At 38.8% G+C, this 23,154-nt stretch carries 20 protein-coding genes and 1 tRNA gene; 13 read left to right on the top strand and 8 right to left on the bottom strand.

What is annotated here, in order from left to right:
* The first annotated feature begins 55 nt into the window (after window positions 1-55).
* From AB3G38_RS10755 to AB3G38_RS10720, 8 genes are all read left to right on the top strand, one after another.
* Window positions 56-391 (top strand): TetR/AcrR family transcriptional regulator, encoded by a 336-nt coding sequence (locus tag AB3G38_RS10755; RefSeq protein ID WP_367868474.1) that lies wholly within the window; start codon window positions 56-58, stop codon window positions 389-391.
* On the top strand, window positions 388-639 hold the full coding sequence (locus AB3G38_RS10750; RefSeq protein ID WP_367868473.1) for a hypothetical protein: 252 nt from the start codon (window positions 388-390) through the stop codon (window positions 637-639). The genes AB3G38_RS10755 and AB3G38_RS10750 overlap by 4 nt, the downstream gene beginning before the upstream one ends.
* A 34-nt stretch (window positions 640-673) precedes the next feature.
* Window positions 674-2,026: a TolC family protein gene (locus AB3G38_RS10745; protein WP_367868472.1), complete on the top strand. Its 1,353-nt coding sequence runs from the start codon at window positions 674-676 to the stop codon at window positions 2,024-2,026.
* A 5-nt stretch (window positions 2,027-2,031) separates the two neighbouring features.
* On the top strand, window positions 2,032-3,189 hold the full coding sequence (locus AB3G38_RS10740) for an efflux RND transporter periplasmic adaptor subunit (protein ID WP_367868471.1): 1,158 nt from the start codon (window positions 2,032-2,034) through the stop codon (window positions 3,187-3,189).
* Window positions 3,190-3,211: 22 nt separating this feature from the next.
* Window positions 3,212-6,385, top strand: coding sequence for an efflux RND transporter permease subunit (locus AB3G38_RS10735; RefSeq protein ID WP_367868470.1), 3,174 nt, complete (start codon window positions 3,212-3,214; stop codon window positions 6,383-6,385).
* A gap of 86 nt (window positions 6,386-6,471) precedes the next feature.
* Window positions 6,472-7,017 (top strand): transposase, encoded by a 546-nt coding sequence (locus tag AB3G38_RS10730; RefSeq protein WP_367865484.1) that lies wholly within the window; start codon window positions 6,472-6,474, stop codon window positions 7,015-7,017.
* On the top strand, window positions 6,936-7,832 hold the full coding sequence (locus AB3G38_RS10725) for an IS3 family transposase (protein ID WP_367868740.1): 897 nt from the start codon (window positions 6,936-6,938) through the stop codon (window positions 7,830-7,832). Before AB3G38_RS10730 ends, AB3G38_RS10725 begins: the two co-directional genes overlap by 82 nt.
* A gap of 159 nt (window positions 7,833-7,991) precedes the next feature.
* Window positions 7,992-8,918: an Rpn family recombination-promoting nuclease/putative transposase gene (locus AB3G38_RS10720; protein ID WP_367868469.1), complete on the top strand. Its 927-nt coding sequence runs from the start codon at window positions 7,992-7,994 to the stop codon at window positions 8,916-8,918.
* A gap of 83 nt (window positions 8,919-9,001) precedes the next feature.
* Here AB3G38_RS10720 and AB3G38_RS10715 read toward each other — a convergent pair whose 3' ends face one another.
* From AB3G38_RS10715 to AB3G38_RS10700, 4 genes are read right to left on the bottom strand one after another with little or no spacing between them, the layout of a single operon-like run.
* Window positions 9,002-9,712 (bottom strand): DUF4198 domain-containing protein, encoded by a 711-nt coding sequence (locus tag AB3G38_RS10715; RefSeq protein ID WP_367868468.1) that lies wholly within the window; start codon window positions 9,710-9,712, stop codon window positions 9,002-9,004.
* 22 nt (window positions 9,713-9,734) lie between these two features.
* Entirely contained in the window at window positions 9,735-11,021 is a 1,287-nt protein-coding gene (locus AB3G38_RS10710; RefSeq protein ID WP_367868467.1) for a PepSY-associated TM helix domain-containing protein, read from the bottom strand.
* Window positions 11,022-11,059: 38 nt separating this feature from the next.
* Window positions 11,060-12,298 (bottom strand): DUF4374 domain-containing protein, encoded by a 1,239-nt coding sequence (locus AB3G38_RS10705; RefSeq protein ID WP_367868466.1) that lies wholly within the window; start codon window positions 12,296-12,298, stop codon window positions 11,060-11,062.
* Between the two features lie 20 nt (window positions 12,299-12,318).
* The gene (locus AB3G38_RS10700) at window positions 12,319-14,715 is read right to left on the bottom strand and encodes a TonB-dependent receptor (protein WP_367868465.1); all 2,397 of its coding nucleotides are present in this window, start codon (window positions 14,713-14,715) and stop codon (window positions 12,319-12,321) included.
* 105 nt (window positions 14,716-14,820) lie between these two features.
* Between AB3G38_RS10700 and AB3G38_RS10695 the strand changes: the two genes are divergently transcribed.
* On the top strand, window positions 14,821-15,540 hold the full coding sequence (locus AB3G38_RS10695; protein WP_367868464.1) for a helix-turn-helix transcriptional regulator: 720 nt from the start codon (window positions 14,821-14,823) through the stop codon (window positions 15,538-15,540).
* A 61-nt stretch (window positions 15,541-15,601) separates the two neighbouring features.
* On the opposite strand, the gene AB3G38_RS10690 is transcribed toward AB3G38_RS10695, so the two are convergent.
* Together AB3G38_RS10690 and AB3G38_RS10685 are read right to left on the bottom strand one after the other, a co-directional pair.
* Window positions 15,602-16,783 carry an AIR synthase-related protein gene (locus tag AB3G38_RS10690; protein ID WP_367868463.1) on the bottom strand — a complete coding sequence of 394 codons (1,182 nt, stop codon included), beginning with the start codon at window positions 16,781-16,783 and terminating at the stop codon, window positions 15,602-15,604.
* 104 nt (window positions 16,784-16,887) lie between these two features.
* Entirely contained in the window at window positions 16,888-19,071 is a 2,184-nt protein-coding gene (locus tag AB3G38_RS10685) for a glutamine synthetase III (protein ID WP_367868462.1), read from the bottom strand.
* Window positions 19,072-19,399: 328 nt separating this feature from the next.
* Between AB3G38_RS10685 and AB3G38_RS10680 the strand changes: the two genes are divergently transcribed.
* Genes AB3G38_RS10680 through fbp form a run of 4 tightly spaced genes read left to right on the top strand, consistent with a single transcriptional unit; the run spans window position 19,400 to window position 22,066 of the window.
* The gene (locus AB3G38_RS10680) at window positions 19,400-19,783 is read left to right on the top strand and encodes a VOC family protein (protein ID WP_367868461.1); all 384 of its coding nucleotides are present in this window, start codon (window positions 19,400-19,402) and stop codon (window positions 19,781-19,783) included.
* The gene (locus AB3G38_RS10675; protein WP_367868460.1) at window positions 19,784-20,488 is read left to right on the top strand and encodes a tRNA1(Val) (adenine(37)-N6)-methyltransferase; all 705 of its coding nucleotides are present in this window, start codon (window positions 19,784-19,786) and stop codon (window positions 20,486-20,488) included. It begins immediately after the preceding gene.
* A 31-nt stretch (window positions 20,489-20,519) separates the two neighbouring features.
* Entirely contained in the window at window positions 20,520-21,011 is a 492-nt protein-coding gene (locus AB3G38_RS10670) for a metallophosphoesterase (RefSeq protein ID WP_367868459.1), read from the top strand.
* Window positions 21,012-21,034: 23 nt separating this feature from the next.
* Window positions 21,035-22,066, top strand: coding sequence for a class 1 fructose-bisphosphatase (gene fbp, locus AB3G38_RS10665; RefSeq protein ID WP_367868458.1), 1,032 nt, complete (start codon window positions 21,035-21,037; stop codon window positions 22,064-22,066).
* Between the two features lie 58 nt (window positions 22,067-22,124).
* On the opposite strand, the gene rnhA is transcribed toward fbp, so the two are convergent.
* A complete protein-coding gene (gene rnhA / locus AB3G38_RS10660) occupies window positions 22,125-22,595 on the bottom strand; it encodes a ribonuclease HI (protein ID WP_367868457.1) in 471 nt (156 codons plus the stop codon).
* A 204-nt stretch (window positions 22,596-22,799) separates the two neighbouring features.
* Window positions 22,800-22,875 (bottom strand) — tRNA-His (locus AB3G38_RS10655).
* Between the last annotated feature and the right edge of the window lie 279 nt (window positions 22,876-23,154).

Raw genomic sequence — 23,154 nt, 5'->3', positions numbered from 1 at the left:
ATATTAGGTTAAACAATAAAATTAGTATATTTAATTTGTGTTTATTTGCAACCGAATGAACGTTCAATTAGAAGATACTTCCGGAAAACGCATTGCTGTGCTGAACAGTACACTCGCGCTGATTAAAGAGCATGGATTCCATGGCGCTCCCATGAGTTTAATTGCTAAACACGCTGGTGTGGCAGCAGGTACGATATATCACTATTTCGACTCTAAAGAAACCCTCATTTTAGAGCTTTATGTTTACGTGAAGGATAAGCTGGCATTGGCGATATCTGCGGGTGATGACCCTGAAAAGCCCTATAAAGACCGCTTTTTCAATTTTATGATCAATCAGTTCAATTTCTACGTGGAAAATCAGAACTCTCTTTTTTTCTTGAACAGTATATGAGTTCTCCTTTTGCCAAGAATTTCCCTGAACGTGATAGTCAACTATTTGCAGACAAGGTAATTACATTGTTTCAATATGGCATAGAAAATGCGCATTTCAGAAATATTGACTCGAGGCTGCTCGCCCCGACGATCAAAGGGACGCTTGTTGCCGCTGCGACTTTCCAGTTATCGGAGCAAATTGTGTTTTCTAAGGAAGATATTCTTGAAGTAGTCAACATTATATGGGATGGAATTAAAAGGCAATAACATGAATAGTAAAACAAATACCCTTAATATATATATGAAACCTCACAAATTAATTTTAATGATGCTCGTCTGCATACCAGCTCTTCTGCCAGGACTGGGATTCGCACAGACGACAGTTAGAGAGCAGCCGACGCTGAGCAATGCAACCTTGCAGGAATGTATTGATTATGCTTTAAGCAATAAGCCTGGGGTACAACAAGCACTGATTGACGAAGAGATTGGAGAGCGGGATATCAAATCGGCATTATCTGGCTGGTTGCCTCAAATTAATGGTACTGGAACAGCAAACCATAATTTTAAGCAGCAGTCTCAGATCCTGACTACAAACGGCCAGTCTTCTTTATTGACCTTTGGTGGTAAAAATACTTCATCTTTTGTATTGCAGGCTGACCAGCAGTTTTTAAATGCCGGATTGATCCAGGCTTCGAAATCTGCTAAATTCTACAGACAACAGTATAAACAAAGTACAGAAAACACAAAGATCAGTACTATTGTTGATGTAAGTAAAGCATTTTATGATGTACTGACCAGCAAAGAGCAATTGAATATTATTGCAGAGAATATTGCAAGACAGGAAAAACAGTTAAAGGATGCCAGGGCGCAGTATGATGCTGGCCTGGTTGATAAAACTGATTTTCAAAGAGCACAGATTAGTTTGAGTAACTCTCAGGCCGATAGAAAAAGAACGGATGAGTTATTGAAGTATAAATACGCTTACCTGAGAGAATTAATTGGTTACAGTGCGGAGAAGCCTTTCGGTTTATCTTTTACTTCAAGTGATATGGAGAAAGATGTCATGATAGATACTACGCAGTTGTTAAACTATCAGAACCGGGTGGAATATCGTTTACTGGAAACACAGCGTGAACTGCAAAAAATTACAACCAGTTATAATAAGTGGTCTTATTCACCTACGCTTTCTGGTTTTATCAATTACGGATGGAATTACCAGAATAACTCACTGAGTAATTTATATGATCAGAATTTCCCAAGTTCGGTTGTTGGATTGAAATTATCGGTTCCGATCTTCCTTGGAGGAAAACGGACACAGGAAATCAGAAAATCGCAGTTACAAGAGCGTAAGATTGATCTTGATTTAGTGAATACGAAAAACAAAATCAATACGCAGTATGAGCAGGCTATCGCTACTTATAAAGCAAATCTGAACGATTTAAATACGAATAAAGCGAATGTTGAAATTTCAAAACAAGTTTACAACACCATCAAACTTCAGTATGATGAAGGAATTAAAACTTACCTGGATCTGACCACATCAGAAACTGACCTTCGTACTGCACAAATTAATTATCTGAATTCATTATATAACCTCCTTTCGTCAAAATTAGACGTAAAACAAGCATTAGGGACAATCACCGTAAACCAATAAAAGACATGGACATTAAATACATAAAATTAGGCATCTTAATCCTTGGTTCAGTAACGTTAGCATCTTGCGGTGGTCAGCCTGCACCGCAGCAAGGACCTCCTCCGGCTACTCCAGTAACCACTTATACGGTTGATGAACAACCTGTAACTACTGTGGATACTTATCCTGGTGTCGTTGTTGCCCTGAACGAAGTTGAACTTCGTGCGCAGGTTGGTGGTTATATCACAGCGATCTATGTTAAAGATGGTCAGCGTGTAACTAAAGGACAAAAATTATATGAAATTGACCGTACTAAATATCAGGCGGCTTATAATTCAGCTCAGGCTAATGTAGCGGTAGCAAAAGCGAACCGTGATAAAGCGAAGAAAGATGCTGATCGTTATACTAAATTAGCACAACAGGAAGCGATTGCTAAACAACGTGTGGATTATGCATTAACTGACTTAGCAAATGCTGAATCACAAATTGCTGCTGCCAAAGCAAATCTTGCTTCGGCTGCGAATGATTTACAACGTTCAGTTATTGTTTCTCCTTTAAATGGAACAATTGGTATTTCACAGGTAAAACTGGGCGCCTTGGCTTCTCCGGGTACTACACTTTTAAATACTGTTTCTACAAATGATCCGATTGCAGTTGATATTCCTGTAAATCAGGGAGAGATTCCCCGTTTTATCCAGCTGGAGAAAAACACAGCTGCAGTTAAAGATTCTCTTTTCAGCATTCAGCTTCAGGATAACAGCATTTACAAACGTCAGGGCAGAATTATTGCGATTGACCGTGCAGTTGATCCTCAGACAGGTACTATCAAAGTAAGAATCAGTTATTCTAATGAAGGAGGCAGACTTATTTCTGGTATGAACGTAAACTTACAGGTGCTGAATAAAGCAGCTGGTAACCAATTAGTGATTCCTTATAAAGCGGTTACCGAGCAATTAGGTGAATTCAACGTTTATGTAGTTGGTGACAGCAGTAAAGCAGTGCCAAGAGTAATTAAAGTGGGTACACAGGTAGATCAGAATATTGTAGTGAAAAGTGGTCTGAAAAAGGGTGAAGTTATTGTAGTGGATGGTGTTCAGAACGTAAGACCGGGTGCAGTAGTACACGCAGGAACAGCAGCAGAAGCAAACGGACAGCAACCGGCAGCGGCTGCACCAAAGAAATAGTTATTATAAGAATTTCAAGAATATGATATCAGATGTATTTATAAAACGACCGGTCACGGCGATCGTCATTTCCATATTAATTGTACTGATAGGAGCGATCGTGATCACCACATTGCCGATCAGTCAATATCCGAGTATTGCCCCGCCTACGGTTACCGTTACTGGTACGTATACAGGAGCTGATGCGCAAACGGTAGAACAAACGGTAACTACACAAATAGAGAGTCAGATTAACGGTACGCCGGGAATGAAGTATCTTTCTTCCAATAGTACATCAGATGGCCGTTCGGCCATTACTGTAACTTTTGATGTAGGTACAAATATCGATATTGCTGCACTTGATGTGCAGAACAGGGTGGGTATTGCGCAGCCGGGTTTACCTGAAGCGGTTCAGCGTTTGGGTATTACCACTAAAAAAGCGAACAATGATATTTTAATGGTTATTGGTCTGTATTCTCCAAATGGGACATATGACCAGAAATTCATTTCAAATTATGTCAATTTATATGTAAAGGATGCGTTGTTGCGTATCAAAGGTGTGGGTGATGTGCAGGTGTTCAGTCAGCCGTTTAGTATGCGGGTTTGGCTGGATGCAGGTAAATTAGCGAGATTAGGTTTAACTCCGGCACAGGTTTCTGCTGCGATTGCAGAACAGAATACCCGTGCTCCGGGTGGTAGTGTAGGCGGGCCGCCTCAGCAGAATTCACAGACTTTTGAATTCTCGGTGGTCATGGATGGTGATTTAAACTCTGAAGAGCAGTTTAAAAATATAGTTGTAAAAACTGGTCAGGATGGTTCCCCTGTTTATCTTAAAGATGTAGCGCGTGTAGAGTTAGGTGAGTTTGCTTATTCTACAACTGCAAAGGTAAATGGTAAAGTAGCCTCTTTGATGGCTGTTAACCAGACTCCTGGCGGAAATGCTGTTCAGACTGCTGAAGGTATTGATCAGACTATGGCTGAGTTAAAGAAATCTTTTCCTAAGGATCTGGATTTCAAGATCAGTTATGAAACTGTTTCCATTATTAAAGTATCAATCAGTGAGGTAATTCATACCCTGGTTGAAGCGCTTATTTTGGTAACTATTGTGGTATTCTTCTTCTTACAGAGCTGGAGAGCAACTTTGATTCCTGTATTGGCAATCCCGGTTTCTATTATTGGTACTTTCATCTTCTTTACGTTATTAGGATTCTCGATCAACGTATTAACGATGTTTGGATTCGTCCTGGCCATCGGTATTGTGGTGGATGATGCGATTGTGGTGGTGGAAGCGGTGCAGCATTATATGGACCATGAGGGACTTTCTGCTCCTGATGCCACCCGTAAAGCAATGAAAGATATTACAGCTCCGGTAATTGCGATTGCATTGATTCTTGCGGCAGTATTTATACCGGTAGGATTTATCCCGGGTATGGTGGGCCAGCTGTATCAGCAGTTTGCGATCACCATTGCGGTATCGGTATTGATTTCAGCGTTTATCGCTTTATCATTGACTCCGGCATTGTGTTCGTTGTTGTTAACGCCTATGAACCTGACAAAAGATTCAAGAGGGTTGAATAAATTCTTCTTTAAATTTAATGGATGGTTTGCAAGGGTAACTAACAAGTATTCGAACGGTGTGAAATGGGCTTTGAAAAAAGCACCTTTAGTGATGATTATCCTGGCTTGTATTTATGTAGGTACGGTTGGTTTATTTATCAAAAAACCTTCAGGGTTTATTCCGAATGAGGATGCTGGTATCTTTATTATGGGGGTAACTTTACCAGAGGGTGCATCAGCAGTTCGTACCAATGCATTTATCAAAAGGATTACTGATTCTATACAAACAAACATTCCTGAAGTTAAAAATATCACTTCTGTAAGTGGTATTAATATTCTGAACAGATCATTCAAGTCTAATGCGGGTACGTTCTTTGTACAGTTGAAGAACTGGGATGATCGTAAAAAGGACGTGGCTACAGTTTTAGCTGAGGTTTCTAAAACATTTGCTGGTGATAAGGACGGAAGTGTGCTTGCAGTTACACCACCACCAATTCCTGGTTTAGGTATCAGTGGGGGTTTCTCCCTGCAGATTCAGGAAAAACAAGCTGGTGATATCAAGAAGTTTGAAGGTGTTGTTGGCAAATTCCTTGCCGCTGCGAATCAGCGTCCTGAGATTGGAATGGCTTATACGCTGTTTAATGCAAGAACTCCGAATTATCAGCTGCATGTTGATCGTGACAAGGTGAAAAGGATGGGCATTTCTATCGGAGCGGTATATAGTACGATTTCTGCTTATCTGGGTAGTAGTTATATCAATGACTTTACTAAATACGGACGTAGTTTCCGTGTTGTTTCTCAGGCTGATACAAATTTCCGTAGCAGCATTGAAAACTTAAACCAGATTTATGTAAATAATAGTGTTGGAACACCTGTGCCACTAAGTGCATTTGTTTCTTATAATATGACTGAAAATGCGTCGATTATTAATCACTATAATATGTTCAGATCGATCGAGATTGGTGGAGCTGCAAGACCTGGAAAAAGTTCTGGTGATGCGTTACAGGCATTAAGAGAGGTTGCTGCACAGACATTACCACAGGGTTATACTTATAACTTTTCTGGTTTAAGTTTGGAGGAAACTGAGGCGGGTAACAGTACGACACTTATTTTCGGTTTGATCGTGGTGTTTGTATTCTTATTATTAGCTGCATTATATGAGAGCTGGTCAGTTCCTTTCTCTATTTTATTAGCGGTCCCACTAGGTTTATTCGGGGCGATTCTTGCTTTGATATTCTTACCAAAACTGGATAATAATATCTATGCACAGGTTGGTCTGATCACGCTGATTGGTTTATCTGCGAAGAATGCGATTCTGATCGTTGAGTTTGCGAAAGAGCGTGTGGATTGGGGGATGGAATTAATTGCGGCGACTATTGAAGCGGTAAAGTTAAGGTTACGTCCGATCATCATGACTTCATTGGCATTTATTTTAGGGGTTATTCCTTTGATTATCTCTTCGGGTGCTGGTGCAGTATCTCGTATGACTATTGGATGGACGGTAGCTGCGGGTATGCTTTCAGCAACTATTCTTGCTTTGTTTATTGTTCCGGTACTTTTTGTACTGATCACTAAGCTGGCTTATGGTAAAAAGAAATTAGCTGAGTTAGAGGCAAATTATAAACCGGAAGAACACGGGGATGTGTTGCATGCGGATTAAGTATAAATAATTTTATAAAAAGGCCTTCTCACGAGTCATGTGATGAAGTGCCCCCAAAAAGTTAGACACTTATTGGGGGCATTTTTATGAATAGAAAAACAAAGTTTAGTTTAAGCTTCAAGGAAGCTTTGGTGAAGGAGGTTGTTTCCGGGTCAATCGGATCAAGGGAACTTTCCAGAAAGCATGGCATCAACGACCGATACCTACGCCGTCTGGTCAAGAATTACGAGGACCGTGGTAGCTTGAGCCATCAGCAGGGCAATAATATATACGACAAGGCACTCAAGGTTGCATGCGTTCTTTCGGTGATAAAAAAGCGTTTATCTTTGAGCGAGGCGGCCACATGTTTCGGGATCCCCAGCGACAGCACCATCGTCCACTGGATGAAGCTCTATGGTGAATTTGGCGAGGAAGGTCTTGAAACTACCAAAGTTGGCCGTTCAAAGAATATGTCGGCACCAGATAACAACAGGATAAAAAAGAAGAAGGATCCATTAGATCCACAGGCAGCTTTGCAGGAGGAGCTGGAGTTCCTACGTGCAGAAAATGCATATCTAAAAAAGCTAAGTGCCTTAATTCAACAGGAAAAGTCCAAAGCGCGCGAACCAAAGCCAAAGCGGTCGAAGAATTAAGGCATACCTATGACCTGCATCTATTATTGTCTGCTTCTGAACTGGCGCGGAGCACGTTCTACTATCACCTTAAACATGCTAAAGAAGATAGGTATGCACCTGCCAGGAAGCTGATCTCCGATATCTTTCACAGACACAGGGGGCGTTATGGATATCGGCGGATAACGGCAGCGCTCAAGCAACAGGGCTGTACGATCAACCACAAAACGGTGTCAAGGATTATGGGCGAACTTGGGCTAAAATGTACACTGAGGCCTAAAAGATACCGATCCTATAAGGGAGACCATGGAAGGATTGCGCCCGATCTGGTGAGGCGAGGTTTCAAAACCGAGCTGCCGAACCAAAAGTGGGTCACTGATGTTACGGAATTTGCAGTGGCAGGCCAGAAACTCTATCTCTCCCCGATACTCGATCTCTACAATTCAGAGATCATTTCTTATCATCTAGACGTCCGGCCCAATTACGGGCTGGTCGGCAGAATGGTAGAAATGGCATTTGAAAAACATGCCGACCTCAACGGCCTAATACTGCATTCCGACCAGGGATGGCACTATCAGATGAAATCCTATCAGCGTGCGCTAGAAAAGAAGGGGGTGCTACAGAGCATGTCCAGAAAAGGCAACTGCCTGGACAATGCGGTAATGGAGAACTTCTTCGGAATACTAAAATCAGAACTATTCTACGTGAAAAAATATACATCAGTCGAAGAACTCAAAACAGATATCAAAAGTTATATTGAATACTACAACAATGACAGGATCAAAATGAAACTAAATGCAAAAAGTCCGGTACAATACCGGACTCTTGCAGCCTAATTTTTTAAAGTTAAATTTGTCTAACTTTTTGGGGGCACTTCATGAGAAGGCCTTTTTTTATGGGTATGGTTGCTTAATTTAATTATTTATTAACAATAAAGATAATTATTACCTTTTAAAGGTAAAACATGAGTAGCTTGATCTAAATTATTTAGAATTATGTCAGCTATAACAAATAAGTACATTGATCCATTATCAGATTTTGGATTTAAACATCTTTTTGGCGGAGAGCCTAATAAAGAGGTCATGATTGACTTTTTAAACGCACTGTTTGAGGGAGAAAAGCACATTACCGGGATTGTATATAATCCAACTGAACTAGCTGGTGACGAGAAAGAACATCAAAAGGTTTTCTTCGACTTGTTGTGTACGGGAGACAATGGGGAGCAATTTCTCGTGGAGATGCAGCGGGCAGCGCATGATAATTTTGAGGACCGCTGCAATTTTTACCTGAGCCGGCTGATCCAGCAGCAGAAGTTAACGGGCAGAGGGAACTGGAGAGTTAAACTGAAAGAGGTTTTCCTGATTGCAATCCTTGATTTTAAGATGAAAAATTGCCTGAGTGACCATTATTTACAAAGTATTTCGCTGGTGAATACGGATACAGGTAAAATATTCCACAATGGACTGGGATTTAAGTTTTTGGAACTGCCTAAATTTGAGAAGAAAGAAGATGAACTGGAGAGTCAGCTGGATAAATGGGTTTATATGCTTAAACACATGCACAGTCTGGATCAGATTCCTAAGTATCTGGATAAACGTATTTTTCAAAAAATATTTAAAATCGCTGAAATGAAGAGATTATCACCAGAAGAACAACTTTTTTACATAGCTCTTTCACAGCAGGAAGAAGACGATATAGGTCTGTTTGAATGTAGAATAGAAAAAGCAACAGAAAAAGCAGAAGAAAAAGGAATGGAAAAAGGAATGAAAAAAGGAATGGAAAAAGGAATGGAAAAGGGAATGGAAAAAGGTAAATATGAAACTGCACTGGCTATCGCAAGAAAAATGAAGGAAGAGAATTTTGATAAGGAGAAAATTGCGGGATTTACTGCACTCTCCATTGAAGAAATAGAAAGCCTTTAAGCATAAAAGGCTGCAGCATCAATCCATATTGTTTAGCCATATGGATTGATGCTGCAGCCTGCTTTTAAAAAGGATGTTTTTCTTTATTTTACTTCAAAGCTGTAAGTCGCACCTTGCCAGATCGCTTCATATGCTTTACCCTGATGCTCGCCTTTTACTTTTTGGAATTCGGCTACTTCGATCACATATCTTCCTGGCCAGACCGGCGTGAACTGAACGTGACCATTTTCATCAGTTTTAGTTTCTTTAGACCATCCGGAAGGAGAGAAAATCGTAACTGTTTTAGCTTTTGCGGCTTCTTTGTTTAAAGATGCGGTTAATTTAATAGTTTGATTCACTTTTACTGGCGCACTGTTATCAGGTTTTAAATTCAGTACATTGGTGTTTGCCGCAACTGTACTGGTTTTTCCAACATTAACATGGGTACTTGCCAGAAAGTGATATTTAGTGGTACCACCAAGTTCTCTTGCTTCATGGCTGACTTCTAAATTGTATGCGCCATTTTTATCAGGTGTAAAGCTGCTTGTAAATGAATTACTGTCAGCAGTAAGCTTCAGCTGAGTTCTTTGCTGATCGGGGCCTACAAGCCATAAGGTGAAGTCTTTTACATCAGAGTACCATTTGGATACATTTTCTCTTTCGTTAGCTACATATTCACCATAATAGACTTTTACAGTTTGCGGCTGACCGATTTTTCCGGTATTACCGGTTTCTATCCAAAGTGCATGTGCTGAAATTTTGCTGGTGATTAAGCAGCATAAAATGCTCAGGGTTAAAAAAGTTAGTTTCTTCATCGTTTATATAATTAATAGGGTTTTAAATTGTTTCCTGTAATTCAGGCTTTGATATTTTAAGTGGTTTAATTTCTTTAACTGATGCTGATTGCGCAGATTTAGTGCTTTTAGTCCCCTTTTTCTTGAATTTGCGGCCATACCAGATCAGAAAGCCAGTGATTGGGAGGGAGGCACCAATTAAGGAAGCCAGAAACGCCAGTACTTTACCAGGAAAGCCAAGAATACTACCAACATGAATATCGTAATTCATTTTACGGATTTTACCGCCCACTCCGGCATCTGCATAAGAAGAGGAATAGATATCATCAGATTTCAGCTCTTTTAAGGTGTGCTGGTCAAAGGTATAGCCTACGTTGTTATAAAACTGACCTGCACTGGGGTATACTATAATATTTATAGCAGATTTTACCTCAGAAATATCTGGAAAACTATAATAGAATCCAATTGATTCCGGATGTTTGGCCGCAACTTTCTGCCATGCTAAATCCATCGCCTTTTCAGGGGTGTAAAATTTGTTTGCCTGTAAGGAATCAGATTCCAATCTTTTGAATTCAGTTAGTTTTTCTCCTGTAGTAACCCAGTATAAACCTTCGCTGTACCATTGAATACCATAAACCATACCTGTCAGTGCGATAACCAGCAGGAAGATCAGAGCATAAAATCCCAGTACATTATGAAGGTCAAGGTTCACTCTTTTAAAAGAGGCCCCCCATTTAATTTTAAAGCTTTTATCGCGCGTAGATTTGTTCCATTTTTTAGGATACCACCAAATCAGCCCGGTAATCAGCAGTACTACAAATACCAATGTACCATAGTTTACAATAGGTCTTCCGATTTTATAAGGCATCCATAGAAAGCGGTGTCCATTTAATATAAACCTGAAAAAGTCAGCTTCTCCTTTTTTACGTTCTACCACACTAACTACTTTTCCTGTATAGGGGTTGATCTTTAAGGTCACTCCGCCACTTCTGCGTTCTTTAGATTTTGGATCTTTCAGCACGAGTGTGATGACGCGCCCTTGCTGATAGGTTGCGTAAGAAGCAGTCAGCTTCGGGTACAAGCCTTTAGCAATGGTTGTCAGCTGAGTGGGGGTCAACACGGCCTTATCTTGTTTTTCTACCTTAGTTTCTGGCTCAAGCAGCGCGGTGATCTCTTCATTGAATACCCAGATACAGGCCGTAATACAAACAATTAAAACGATAACTCCGGAAACAAGACCCAACCAAAGGTGCAGCCATTTATTGATCCTTGTAAAGAGTGAATCCGTTTTTTTCTTTTTTTGAGGGTTTTGCTTAGTTCCGCTAACCATAGCCTGATTTATTTTGTTGTAATTATTAAGTCCCAATTTTAATAGCTTAATGCGCTTATAGCTGTAATCGTTCCGCCTTCTACTTTTAATCCCCGTCTGGCAACAGCAAGATTCGCATCAAAAATGTAGACATAACTTCCTTCGCTGGCGGTAGTAATTCCTATGTATCCTTTTACTCCATCTTTAGGAGAGTAATTTGTAGTCGTTGTTTTAGTGATATCAGCAGGAATACCTGTTACCCACTTAAAAGTTTTGTTAACTACATCTGCTATAGCAAATTTTCCAACAGGCCCGGTTGTCGTATTCGGATTGGTATAGAGTTGTAAGATGAATATACCTTTGCCAATATAAGTCTGAGAAGAAATGTGATGACCTCCGGATTGTTCCTGCACATTGAAAAAATAAGTCTTGTCAAATTCTGTTGTTCCTTTATTGATACGTACAACAGCTGATGGGTTCTTAGATACTGGCTGACTATTTCTGGTCGCTGAGGCTCCTGAAAATGCATAAGCATCTCCATTTTCGATTTCAACCAGGCCATTATTGAAATAAGCGCCTATAAAACTGGTACGGTTGTCCCTGATGATTTTTTCGAGTTTAAGTTCAGGATAAGAAAATACTGCTACCCAGGTACTATCGGGATAGGCGGTTCCAAATACATCGGGTGCAGCTCCTTTGATACTCATATAAGGTAAAAATACTTTATCACCCACTTGTGTTGCTCCGTTAAAATGTGCACGCTCCCCGTTTCCGGCAAGTTTAACTATATTCACTTGTTGTTCGCCAACAATCTGGTACTGGCGGGCATCAACACGGAACATACTGGCAAATTCATTTCCTGATCTGGGTACTTTAACCAAAAACACATCGTCTTTCACAGCTGCGGAAACGTGTACGGTCTCACTTTGAAAGTTAGTGAGTTTAGTTAATTTGCCATTGCCATCCAAACGGTAACTGGTTACTGCACCAGGATTTCCCTGTCCATACAATAAGCTGAAAAATCTGTTTTTATGCGAGATGTAATATCTGTAAGATCCATCTTGTTCAATTCCATTACCTTTGGTAGTAATCATACCTTCTTCAAGGTTATTTGCTGTCAACAGATAATCAGCAATGCCTGTAGTGCCGATTGGCGTTGCAGCGATGACATATTTTGTGGCACCTGTTAATTCTGTATCGGTATCTTTTACTTCTGAAAAATCGAGTGGCGGATCGCAGGCTGTTAAAAGACTCACCATACCCAATGCTATGAGTTGAAGTATATTCTTGTGTTTCATTTTCAATTTTTTTATTAGGATTATCTGTTGTTACTGATAAAATATCTCACTTTGGCATAAAATGCTCTTCCTGGCTTTTGAAGGGAGAAGTTATCGTACACTCTGTTATTAGTCAGGTTTTTACATTCTAAGGCAATATTGTATTTACCATTTCCAAGGGTGTATACAACGTTTACATCTTGCATCCACTGTCTTGGAATATCGTATTTTGTCTCAGAAGTACCCTGGCTTGGCCATGATAAATAATAAGCGTGAACGTATAAAACATTATAACCCAAGGTCAGGGTATTATCTTTTTTACCTACATGATTAAAGAAGAGCGAAGCATCAGCATTACCAAATAAGTAAGGCATATTTGGAATTCTGTCTTTATATAAAGGACTTTCCATAGTTTGTCCCTGTTCATATTTAGTATTGTTACGCAAATTTTGATAAGTCATGTTAATACCGGTAGTAAACAGGTTTTTGAAAGAGTACCTGATTTCTCCCTCTACGCCAAGATTAGTTACATCTGCTACATTACTCATCACTTGCTTGGTCTGATTTTGATTTAACATAGGACGAATAAAGTCTTTGGCATTTCTGTATAATACGCTTCCGTCAAAACTAAATTTATGTAGCTGATTGAGCTGTGCCTGATAACCTAATCCGAGGTTATAATTATGACTGTACTCTGGTTTCAGTCCGATATTTCCATCTAAATTCAGCAAATCGCCAAAAAGTTCATCATTTTCCGGCAGCCTGTAACTTTTCTCATAAGAAGCTTTAAGTTGAAGAGTTGGTTTAAGAAAATAAGTTGATGCAATACCATAGCCCAGCTTATTGAAGCTGTTCTTTTGATCCTGATAGGCTACATCGCCCCAGTTACCGCTTGGGTTATAACTCACAGAATATTTGTTTTGCTGAGAGAAATATTTGGTAAAAACTGAGGTGTTCCATCTTTCTGATGCACTGTATTTATAACCAAAACCTAAGACATTTTTTGTGTTTTTACGCGGTTGCTCGTATTTATCACTTTCCGGAAAAAGCTCGTCAGAACCTTTTCTATTGAATGAATTAAAGACATTGTTTAGTGCAAATGAGTGCTGATCGCTAAGCGTATAAGTAAGGTTTACAGCCCCCATACCATTGTTATTTCTGAATTTGTATAAGGAACGTTCACGCTCACTTCCAGGGCCTTCATATTGCTTGTATTCCTGGAACCAGTTATAGCGGCGGTATACGGTATCAATATTTTGTTCTTGTCCAAGATTGAAATTTCCATTGATTCTCAGGTCAAGTCCATCAACAAACAGGTTTTTCTTGGTATACAAAACATTAGGCATTACGATATTGCCTTTTCTGTGCCAGTCACCAAAAACGCTGACCATACGTGCTCCGGTTTGAATCTCTGCATAATTCTGGCCTAGTGTAACTCCAAACATTAATTGATCGGCATAAGATTTATTAACTACACCTGCACTGGCAATAATGGTTTCATTGTGATAAGTATCATGGAATCTTTTTACTTTCTGATTCCTGAAATACTTTCCTGAAAAAGCAGCAACATCGGTTGTTACTGTGTAATTATTGTCAGAATAGTTCTGAAAAGCATTAAGCTGGAATTTAAAGCCTGAAGCAGTAGTATATCCTGTATTTATAGAGGTTTTGTGGGTGTTAAAAGAGCCATAAGAATAAGATACATCTGCATAACTTTTCATATCATTGGCAGTAACAATATTAATTGCTCCGCCTAATGCGTCCGAGCCCAGCCAAACTGGTACTACACCTTTATATACTTCTACGCGCTGTGCAAGATTAATCGGGATATTGTTAATCTGGAAGGAAGAACCGAAATTATCCATCGGTACACCATCCAGAAAAAACTTCACCTGTCTGCCGGAGAAACCATTTAGAGAAAATTCCATCCTGGAACCAACACCGCCGGCTTCACGTACTCTTACGCCTGAAACCCTATCCAAAGCATGAGAAATATCAAGGGTAGAGTTGTGTAATTTTTTAGCATCTATAGAGGTTACATTAAATGCTTGTCTGTTTGCTTCCTGATTTGCTGTACGGCCAATTACAGCAACTTCTGAAAGGTTATTCTCGTCTGCTTGTAAAGTAAACTGTAATTTTTTATGGTTAGTTAATGGAAGACTGATTTTAATAGTCTGTTCTGTATAACCAATGTGTCTGATCCGTATTTTGTAGGTGCCTGCCGGAAGATCTCTGAAGCTGAATTCTCCGATTGAATTGGTTATTGATGATTTGTTAACCTCGGTTGCTGTAATTCCGGCACCTTCAAGTGGCTGGCCTTTAATGTCTGTTACTATTCCTTCAAAGCTGCTTTTTTGTTGTGCGATTACAGTAAAACAGTTGAAAGTAAGTAAGAGCAAAATAAAAAAGACAAAAGGTTGTCTGGTAAAAATTTGCATGTGTTATTTCTTTTGTGTTTATTTAGACTTGTTATTAACAATAGGCAAAAGTAACGTATTCGAACTACGAGTTTTGCAGCAAAGTGTACGGAATCAGCAGTAGGAATGGTAGAAATATATATTAAACAAGGGGATGAGCTATTGATCGGGTCAATCAGTATCAGTAAACGAGCACATGTTTCTGTGCATAAAGCAACAGTAAAATCAATAGATTCAGGAACTTTATTGTTTCTTCCGGATACTACTTTTGATACGAATTTTACTGCTGTTTTACCTGTGGAACTTTCTGGTCATCAGTTGTATAAAATTGGATATGACATTCAGAAAGTTTTGAATGAGCTGACCAGCCGCAGTTCGGGTAAGTATGCTAATTTTTATACAAAGCTTAAAATCTGCGAGATTATTGTAATGGTTATTGAAGCGCAGGAGGAGGCTGCCCCTGTATACAAGTGGAGTAAAAAGGATATTGCCAGTTTTGAAATGGTTTCCAAAGTAATCAGCCAGAACCTTTCAAAAAATATTTCTATTGCGGGGCTGGCTGAAAGGGCAGGGATGAACCGTACCAAACTTCAGGCTGGTTTTAAAGAGATCATGGGACAAACCATTAATAGTTATGCTTCTGAGCTTAAAATGCAAAAAGCGAAAGCATTATTGGTTAATAAACCCGGGTATAGTCTGAAACAGATTGCAGCTATAGTAGGGTATAGTTGTGGCAATCACTTTTCTGCTGCTTTTAAGAAAAAATTCAATTTCTCTCCCTCTTCTTTAAAGAATACAGCAAATCTGATGTTCTCCATATATATATGGGATTTTATGTTGCTTTAAAAAGGACATAAAAAAAGAGCTTGTTTAAAACAAACTCTTCTTTATCCAGAGTGTATAAAGATTATTCGTAATTGAATTGCCCTTTTTCACTTTTAATCGTTACTTGTTTATGCGCAGATTCTTCTACACGACCAATAATTTGTGCATCGATGTTAAAGCTTTTAGAGATAGCTATAATATCATCGGCAATTTCCTGTGGTACATATATTTCCATACGGTGACCCATATTAAATACTTTGTACATTTCTTTCCAGGCTGTTCCTGATTGTTCCTGAATCAATTCAAAAAGTGGAGGAACAGGGAACAGGTTATCTTTAATTACATGGATATTATCATTGATAAAATGAAGGACTTTAGTTTGTGCACCACCGCTGCAATGTACTAATCCGTGGATCTGGTTTCTGTGTTTTTCTAATACTTTTTTGATAACCGGTGCGTAGGTACGGGTAGGAGAGAGTACTAGTTTTCCAATAGTGAGCTCTGTGTTTTCATCAATACGGATTTTATCGGTTAGCTTTTTACCACCTGAGAAAACCAGGTCGTAAGGTACTGCAGGATCAAAGCTTTCAGGATAACTGTCTGCTACTGATTTATCAAATACATCGTGACGCGCAGAGGTTAAACCATTAGAGCCCATACCACCGTTATATTCGGTTTCATAGGTTGACTGACCTGAAGAGGACAGGCCAACAATAACATCTCCATTCTGGATATGGTGATTACTGATCACTTCATCGCGCCTGATGCGGCAGGTCACAGTGGAATCTACAATAATGGTACGTACCAGATCCCCTACGTCGGCAGTTTCACCACCTGTAGAATAAATGGAAATACCCATTTCTCTGAGTTCGGCAAGAATTTCTTCTGTTCCATTGATAATAGCAGCGATAACTTCTCCTGTAATCAGGTTTTTATTTCTGCCAATTGTTGAGGAGAGTAAAATATGATCTGTAGCACCTACACAGATTAAATCATCAAGGTTCATAATGATCGCATCTTGTGCAATGCCTTTCCATACAGAAATATCACCGGTTTCTTTCCAGTATACGTAAGCTAAAGAGGATTTAGTACCTGCACCATCAGCGTGCATAATATTACAGAAAGCATCGTCATTACCTAATATATCAGGTATGATTTTACAAAATGCTTGTGGGAAAATGCCCTTATCTATGTTTTTGATGGCTTGATGCACATCTTCTTTCGAAGCCGAAACGCCACGCTGGTTATACCTGTTATCACTCATATTGCTGCAAAGATAGAGAAACGTCCGAATGTAGACGATTCAAACAAAAAAAAATAACCTCTGCGTTTTAAGCGCAGAGGTTATATCAGTAAATTAATGGAATTCTATTTTAAAAATAACAACTCTCTGAATTTTGGTAATGGCCAAACGCTATCGTCTACAATTTGCTCTAATTTGTCAACGTTGTAACGGATAGTATCAAAATGAGATTTAACTTTCTCATCATAAGCGATAGCTTTTTCTCTTGAATCTTCAATGGTATTGGCAACTTTACGTGCTTCTAACATCGCATCAATTGTAGTTTTTACGATTGACAAGTGATCAGATAATTTGTTGATGATTGCTAATGGTGCAACCAATGCTTCTTTTGGTAAACCTAATTCTTTAATGCTTTTCGCATTTTCTAATAGGGTATTCTGATAAGAGATACAGGCAGGAATAATCAGGGTATTCGCAACTTCACCCATTACTCTGGCTTCAATCTGTAATTTTTTGTAATAACTTTCTAAAAGAATGTCATGACGTGCATGCAGCTCACGTTTAGTGAAGATGTTTGCTCTTTCAAATAATTCAGTTGATTTTTCAGAGATATAAGCATCTAATGCCAATGGAGTAGTCTTAATGTTCGCTAATCCACGTTTAGCAGCTTCATCTTCCCAGTCCTGACTATAACCGTTTCCTTCAAAACGAATATCTTTTGATTCTTTGATGTATTTTTTGATAACTGTTAAAAGAGCGATATCTTTTTTCTCGCCTTTTTTGATCAGTTTATCAACCTCAACTTTAAACTTAACCAGCTGATCTGCCATGATAGAGTTCAGGACAGTCATCGGAGCTGATGAATTGGCTGAAGATCCTACAGCACGCAATTCAAATTTATTACCTGTAAAGGCAAATGGTGAAGTACGGTTACGGTCAGTATTGTCTAATAAGATTTGCGGGATTTTAGGAATACCTAACCACAATGCGTTATCTTCTTTGATTTTTTTGCTGATACGTGAGTGTTCGATTTCGTCTAATACTTCGTTCAATTGCTGACCTAAGAAGATCGAAATGATTGCCGGTGGTGCTTCGTTAGCGCCTAAACGGTGATCATTACTTACTGAGGCGATACTTGCTCTTAATAAATCTGCGTGTTCGTGTACTGCTTTGATTGTATTCACAAAGAAAGCAAGGAACATCAGGTTGTTTTTAGGTGTTTTACCTGGTGCTAACAGGTTTTTGCCTGTATTTGTAATTAATGACCAGTTATTATGTTTACCTGAACCGTTGATACCTGCATATGGTTTCTCATGTAATAACACTTTGAAATTATGACGGCGTGCAACTTTTTCCATCAGATCCATCAGTAATTGATTGTGATCGATAGCCAGGTTAATTTCTTCGTATAGTGGTGCACATTCAAATTGCAGTGGTGCAACCTCGTTGTGACGTGTTTTTAAAGGAATACCTAATTTGAAGGCTTCATTTTCAAAATCAACCATGAAAGTGAATACACGCTCAGGGATTGATCCGAAATAATGATCATCTAATTGTTGTCCTTTAGCGGACATATGACCAAATAAAGTACGGCCTGTTAAAGCTAAATCCGGACGTGCGTTAAATAAAGCAAGGTCAACCAGGAAATATTCCTGCTCAATACCCAAAGATGCTGTTACTTTGTCAATTCCTTTATCGAAATATTGACAAACGTCAACTGCTGCTTTGTCTAATGCGTTTAATGCTTTTAATAAAGGAGCTTTATAATCTAACGCTTCACCTGTATAAGCTACAAATACGGTTGGAATACATAAAGTCTTGCCTGCTTTACTTTCCATAATGAAAGCTGGAGAAGAAGGATCCCATGCAGTATAACCTCTGGCTTCAAAAGTATTTCTGATACCACCATTCGGGAAACTTGATGCATCTGGTTCTTGTTGTACTAAAGCACTGCCTGCAAATTTTTCTACCGGACCATCAATCGTTGGTTCGAAAAAAGAGTCATGTTTTTCAGCTGTAGAACCTGTCAATGGTTGAAACCAGTGCGTATAGTGTGTAACTCCTTTAGACATCGCCCAATGTTTCATCGCTGTAGCGATCTGATTGGCATCATCCTGATTAATTAATTCACCCTGATCGATTGCTGAGATTAGTTTTTCATAGACTTCTTTGGATAAGAAATCTTTCATTTTCTTTTTATCGAACACGTTTGAGCCAAAAAACTCAGAAATTTTGGTTGATGGAGCCTTAACTTCTGGTGAAACTCTGGTTTGTGCCTCTTTTAATGCGTTTGTCCTTAAGCTTTTCATTAGTTTCTTTAAAATTTGATCAAAAATATAATTTTTATAATTAATTATTGAATAATTCTTGCTAAAAAATCAATTATCAATATGTTAATTAATGTCATTCTAAGTTTTTTTATTCTTACGTTAGCATTTTTACTCCTTTAATCCTGCTTTCTGGGCTTTAATGCCGGTTTAAAGAAGGATTGTTTTTTTTATTAAATGAATGTTATTTTTTGGAATTTAGTCATTTCTATCCTTATTATTTGAAGATAATCTTGTTTTTATGTTAAATTTCTGCTCAAAGGCTTATAATATTTACATTTGATCAGAATTTAAAACACGAAACGACATTATGTTCAAAAGAATTCATCACGTTGCTATTATTTGTACCGATTATAAGGTTAGTAAAAATTTCTATGTTAATATATTAGGTTTAACAGTTGTTCAGGAAGTATACAGGGCTGAAAGGAAATCTTATAAATTGGATTTGTCGGTAAACGGGCTTTACCAGATAGAATTGTTTTCTTTTGAAAATCCTCCTGAAAGACCATCCAGGCCAGAAGCAGCAGGTTTGAGGCATCTTGCTTTTGAAGTTGATGATGTTGCTGCAGTTGCGGCTGCACTGAATGCTAAAGGAGTAGTGACAGAAGAACTGAGAGTCGATGAGTATACAGGTAAAAAGTTTACTTTCTTTACTGATCCTGACGGACTGCCGCTGGAAATTTATCAGCGCTAAATGGGGAGTATTTTCAGATTTAAACAGTTTGAAGTTGATCAGACTGGTTGCGCGATGAAAATAAATACGGATGGTGTTCTTTTAGGGGCTGTGGCAGTACATCCGGCTCCTTTAAATATTTTAGATATAGGTACCGGAACTGGCGTAATCGCGCTGATGATGGCGCAACGTTTTGGATCTGCTCTGGTTCATGCGGTTGAAATTGACGATTCTGCTGCAGGATCGGCATCAGTAAATTGCCTGAATTCTCCATTTGCTGACAGAATGAAGGTGTTTCATTCTTCCTTCGAAGATTTTGATACCGCTTTGAAGTATTCACTGATTGTTTCCAACCCTCCTTATTTTGTGAATGATTTAAAGAATCCTGAAAAACGGAAGGAGATTGCCCGGCATGCAGATGAGGATTTTTTTGACTTGTTATTGAAAAAGGCTGCGGGAATGCTGACTGAGGACGGGTTACTTTGGTTAATTCTTCCGGTAAAACAGGCGGAGTCTGTGGTGGTGAATGCGGTACTGCAAAAACTTTTTCCTTCAAAAATCGTTCATGTGTATTCGGATCAGACCAAAGCTTCTTTCAGACAGATGATTTGCCTTGGTTTTGCTGATGGGCCAGTTGTGGAAGAGCATTTATATATTTATGAAGGACAAAATTTGTACACAGATCAGTATAAATATTTGCTCAGAGATTTTTTACTGGCCTTTTAAACAGTTTCTAATAAATTTAACGGCATTCTAAATGAAAAAAATTGGATTAATTTCAGATACGCATGGTTACCTGGATGATGCGGTTTATAAGCACTTTGAAGATTGTGATGAGATCTGGCATGCAGGAGATTTTGGGCCTGATGTTGCGGAAAAGTTAAAAGCGTTCAAACCATTAAAAGGAGTGTACGGAAATATCGATGATAAAGAGATCAGAGCGGAGTTTCCAGAGCATCTGCGTTTTAACTGTGAAAATGTGGATGTCTGGATGACGCATATTGGTGGCTATCCTGGGAAATATGCTCCAAATTTAAAGGGTGAAATATACACTAACCCCCCGAAGCTTTTCATCACTGGTCACTCTCATATCTTAAAAGTGATGTTCGATCCTAAAATTGGCTGTTTACATATAAACCCGGGTGCAGCAGGTAAATCGGGCTGGCATAAAGTTAAAACTTTAATTCGTTTTTGTATTTCGGAAGAAAAAATCCATACCTTAGAGGCCATAGAAATAGGTAATAGGTAACGTATAAAGTACACTAAGTATATATGTCGGGTATAAAAACATTAGGACAATTCATTATTGAGAAACAGGCTGATTTCTCTTATGCAAAAGGAGAACTTTCCAGATTATTGAGAGATATTGGGATCGCCGCAAAAATCGTTAACAGGGAGGTGAATAAGGCAGGATTAGTAGATATTCTGGGGGATGCGGGAACGGTAAATATCCAGGGGGAGGGGCAGAAAAAGTTAGATGTTTTTGCAAATACCCAGTTTATTTCTGCGCTGACCAGTGGGGGGGAGTGCTGTATTGTTGCAACTGAAGAGGAAGATGATTTTGTCCCTATTGATTCTCCGGTGTCTAAAAATGCAAAATACATTGTGTGTATTGATCCTTTGGATGGTTCTTCAAATATTGATGTCAATGTAGCTGTTGGAACTATCTTTTCTATTTACCGCAGAAAATCTGTGGAAGGAATGGCAACTTTAGCTGATGTGCTTCAAAAAGGTACAGAGCAGGTAGCAGCAGGTTATGTGATCTATGGTTCTTCAACTATGCTGGTTTATACCACTGGTAAAGGAGTGAATGGTTTCACGCTTGATCCTTCTATCGGTGAGTTCTGTTTATCTCATTCGAATATGAAAGTGCCTAAAGATGGCAGTATTTATTCGATCAATGAAGGAAATTATGTGCATTTCCCTATGGGGGTAAAGCAGTATCTTAAATATGCACAGGTTCATGATGAAGCAACTAACAGGCCTTACACTTCAAGGTATATTGGTTCTATGGTTGCTGATATTCACCGTAATTTAATTAAGGGCGGTATTTATATTTATCCAACTACAGCAAGTTCTCCAAATGGAAAGCTGAGGTTGTTGTATGAGTGTAATCCAATGGCATTTATTATAGAGCAGGCTGGTGGTACGGCTTCTGATGGTTTCAGAAGGATTTTAGAGATAGAGCCTGAGGAATTACACCAGAGATCATCTATTTTTATCGGTTCGGAGAAAATGGTAAAGATGGCGGAAGAGTTGATGGCCACTTATGCGGTAACTGATTCGAAAGTTAAAACTGCTTAGTTTTTCGCTTTTATATAAACAAAAACAGGGGCAGCGCTAAGCTGCCCCTGTTTTTTTATCATAAGGTTGTTCTGTTTCTTTCTGCTTCGAATTCTGTGTCGATTTGCTGTGCGGCCCTGTCTTTGGAGGCTGCAACGGCTAATACATCGCATCTTTCATTTTCAGGATGGTCGTTATGTCCTTTGATCCAGATAAATTTGATGTCATGCAATTTGTGTACTGCGAGGTAACGAATCCAGAGATCTTTATTCTTTTTATCCTTGAATCCTTTTTTTACCCAGCCAAATACCCATTTCTTTTCTACGGAATCCACTACATATTTAGAGTCTGAGTAAATGGTAACCTGTGCGCCTGGTTGTTTGATGGCATTGAGGCCTTCGATAACAGCAAGTAGTTCCATCCTGTTATTAGTTGTCATACGGAATCCTCCGCTTAATTCTTTATAATGACTTCCTGAACGTAGTATTACGCCATATCCTCCTGGCCCTGGATTTCCGCTTGCTGCACCGTCCGTATAAATTTCAATCATTATGCTTGTGTAATTCCTATAAACAAGGTTATTTGTTTAATTCGTGTGGGGCTAAATTACAAAAGAAAATGTAAATGGAGGTAAGCGCAGTTTGTTTAAGAAGGTTACGTGGAAAGAATAGTGGCGGGCGGATTTTGGAAATGCTGAAAAATTGAAGTCAAAAAAAAAGCAGTCTTCACAGACTGCTTTTACTGATTTTATAATGGGTGGAATATGGGGCTCGAACCCACGACCCTCGGTACCACAAACCGATGCTCTAACCAACTGAGCTAAAACCACCGTGTTTTTCAGTTTGACAAAAGTACGAATTATAATAACGTTAGCAAATTATTCTAAACTAAAATCCGAATTATTTTTTAAACTATTCATAGACAGTAATTTAAATTTTAATAAAATTTTAAAATATATGTTGGATTAGAGGACGTGAGGGTAGATAAATGACTTTTTCAGGGATTTTTAAGCGTTCGATATAACGGTTCTTGCAGGAGATAGCTGAAATCCGGAGGTTTTTTCGGGTTACCTTCAAAAAAATAAATGGCTTTATCATAGTGTAAAAGGT

Source organism: Pedobacter sp. WC2423 (assembly GCF_040822065.1).
GTDB lineage: Bacteria > Bacteroidota > Bacteroidia > Sphingobacteriales > Sphingobacteriaceae > Pedobacter.
Note: the sequence above shows the minus strand (reverse complement) of the source record. Positions and strands in the feature narration are given on the sequence as shown.

What these genes read in the sequence shown, in the direction of transcription:
- AB3G38_RS10755 (WP_367868474.1), top strand. Translation starts at nt 56, where the DNA reads ATGAACGTTCAATTAGAAGATACTTCCGGAAAACGCATTGCTGTGCTG.
- AB3G38_RS10705 (WP_367868466.1), bottom strand. Translation starts at nt 12,298, where the DNA reads ATGAAACACAAGAATATACTTCAACTCATAGCATTGGGTATGGTGAGT.
- AB3G38_RS10730 (WP_367865484.1), top strand. Translation starts at nt 6,472, where the DNA reads ATGAATAGAAAAACAAAGTTTAGTTTAAGCTTCAAGGAAGCTTTGGTG.
- AB3G38_RS10680 (WP_367868461.1), top strand. Translation starts at nt 19,400, where the DNA reads ATGTTCAAAAGAATTCATCACGTTGCTATTATTTGTACCGATTATAAG.
- AB3G38_RS10700 (WP_367868465.1), bottom strand. Translation starts at nt 14,715, where the DNA reads ATGCAAATTTTTACCAGACAACCTTTTGTCTTTTTTATTTTGCTCTTA.
- AB3G38_RS10695 (WP_367868464.1), top strand. Translation starts at nt 14,821, where the DNA reads ATGGTAGAAATATATATTAAACAAGGGGATGAGCTATTGATCGGGTCA.
- AB3G38_RS10740 (WP_367868471.1), top strand. Translation starts at nt 2,032, where the DNA reads ATGGACATTAAATACATAAAATTAGGCATCTTAATCCTTGGTTCAGTA.
- rnhA (WP_367868457.1), bottom strand. Translation starts at nt 22,595, where the DNA reads ATGATTGAAATTTATACGGACGGTGCAGCAAGCGGAAATCCAGGGCCA.
- AB3G38_RS10745 (WP_367868472.1), top strand. Translation starts at nt 674, where the DNA reads ATGAAACCTCACAAATTAATTTTAATGATGCTCGTCTGCATACCAGCT.
- AB3G38_RS10735 (WP_367868470.1), top strand. Translation starts at nt 3,212, where the DNA reads ATGATATCAGATGTATTTATAAAACGACCGGTCACGGCGATCGTCATT.
- AB3G38_RS10670 (WP_367868459.1), top strand. Translation starts at nt 20,520, where the DNA reads ATGAAAAAAATTGGATTAATTTCAGATACGCATGGTTACCTGGATGAT.
- fbp (WP_367868458.1), top strand. Translation starts at nt 21,035, where the DNA reads ATGTCGGGTATAAAAACATTAGGACAATTCATTATTGAGAAACAGGCT.
- AB3G38_RS10715 (WP_367868468.1), bottom strand. Translation starts at nt 9,712, where the DNA reads ATGAAGAAACTAACTTTTTTAACCCTGAGCATTTTATGCTGCTTAATC.
- AB3G38_RS10685 (WP_367868462.1), bottom strand. Translation starts at nt 19,071, where the DNA reads ATGAAAAGCTTAAGGACAAACGCATTAAAAGAGGCACAAACCAGAGTT.
- AB3G38_RS10720 (WP_367868469.1), top strand. Translation starts at nt 7,992, where the DNA reads ATGTCAGCTATAACAAATAAGTACATTGATCCATTATCAGATTTTGGA.
- AB3G38_RS10675 (WP_367868460.1), top strand. Translation starts at nt 19,784, where the DNA reads ATGGGGAGTATTTTCAGATTTAAACAGTTTGAAGTTGATCAGACTGGT.
- AB3G38_RS10690 (WP_367868463.1), bottom strand. Translation starts at nt 16,783, where the DNA reads ATGAGTGATAACAGGTATAACCAGCGTGGCGTTTCGGCTTCGAAAGAA.
- AB3G38_RS10750 (WP_367868473.1), top strand. Translation starts at nt 388, where the DNA reads ATGAGTTCTCCTTTTGCCAAGAATTTCCCTGAACGTGATAGTCAACTA.
- AB3G38_RS10710 (WP_367868467.1), bottom strand. Translation starts at nt 11,021, where the DNA reads ATGGTTAGCGGAACTAAGCAAAACCCTCAAAAAAAGAAAAAAACGGAT.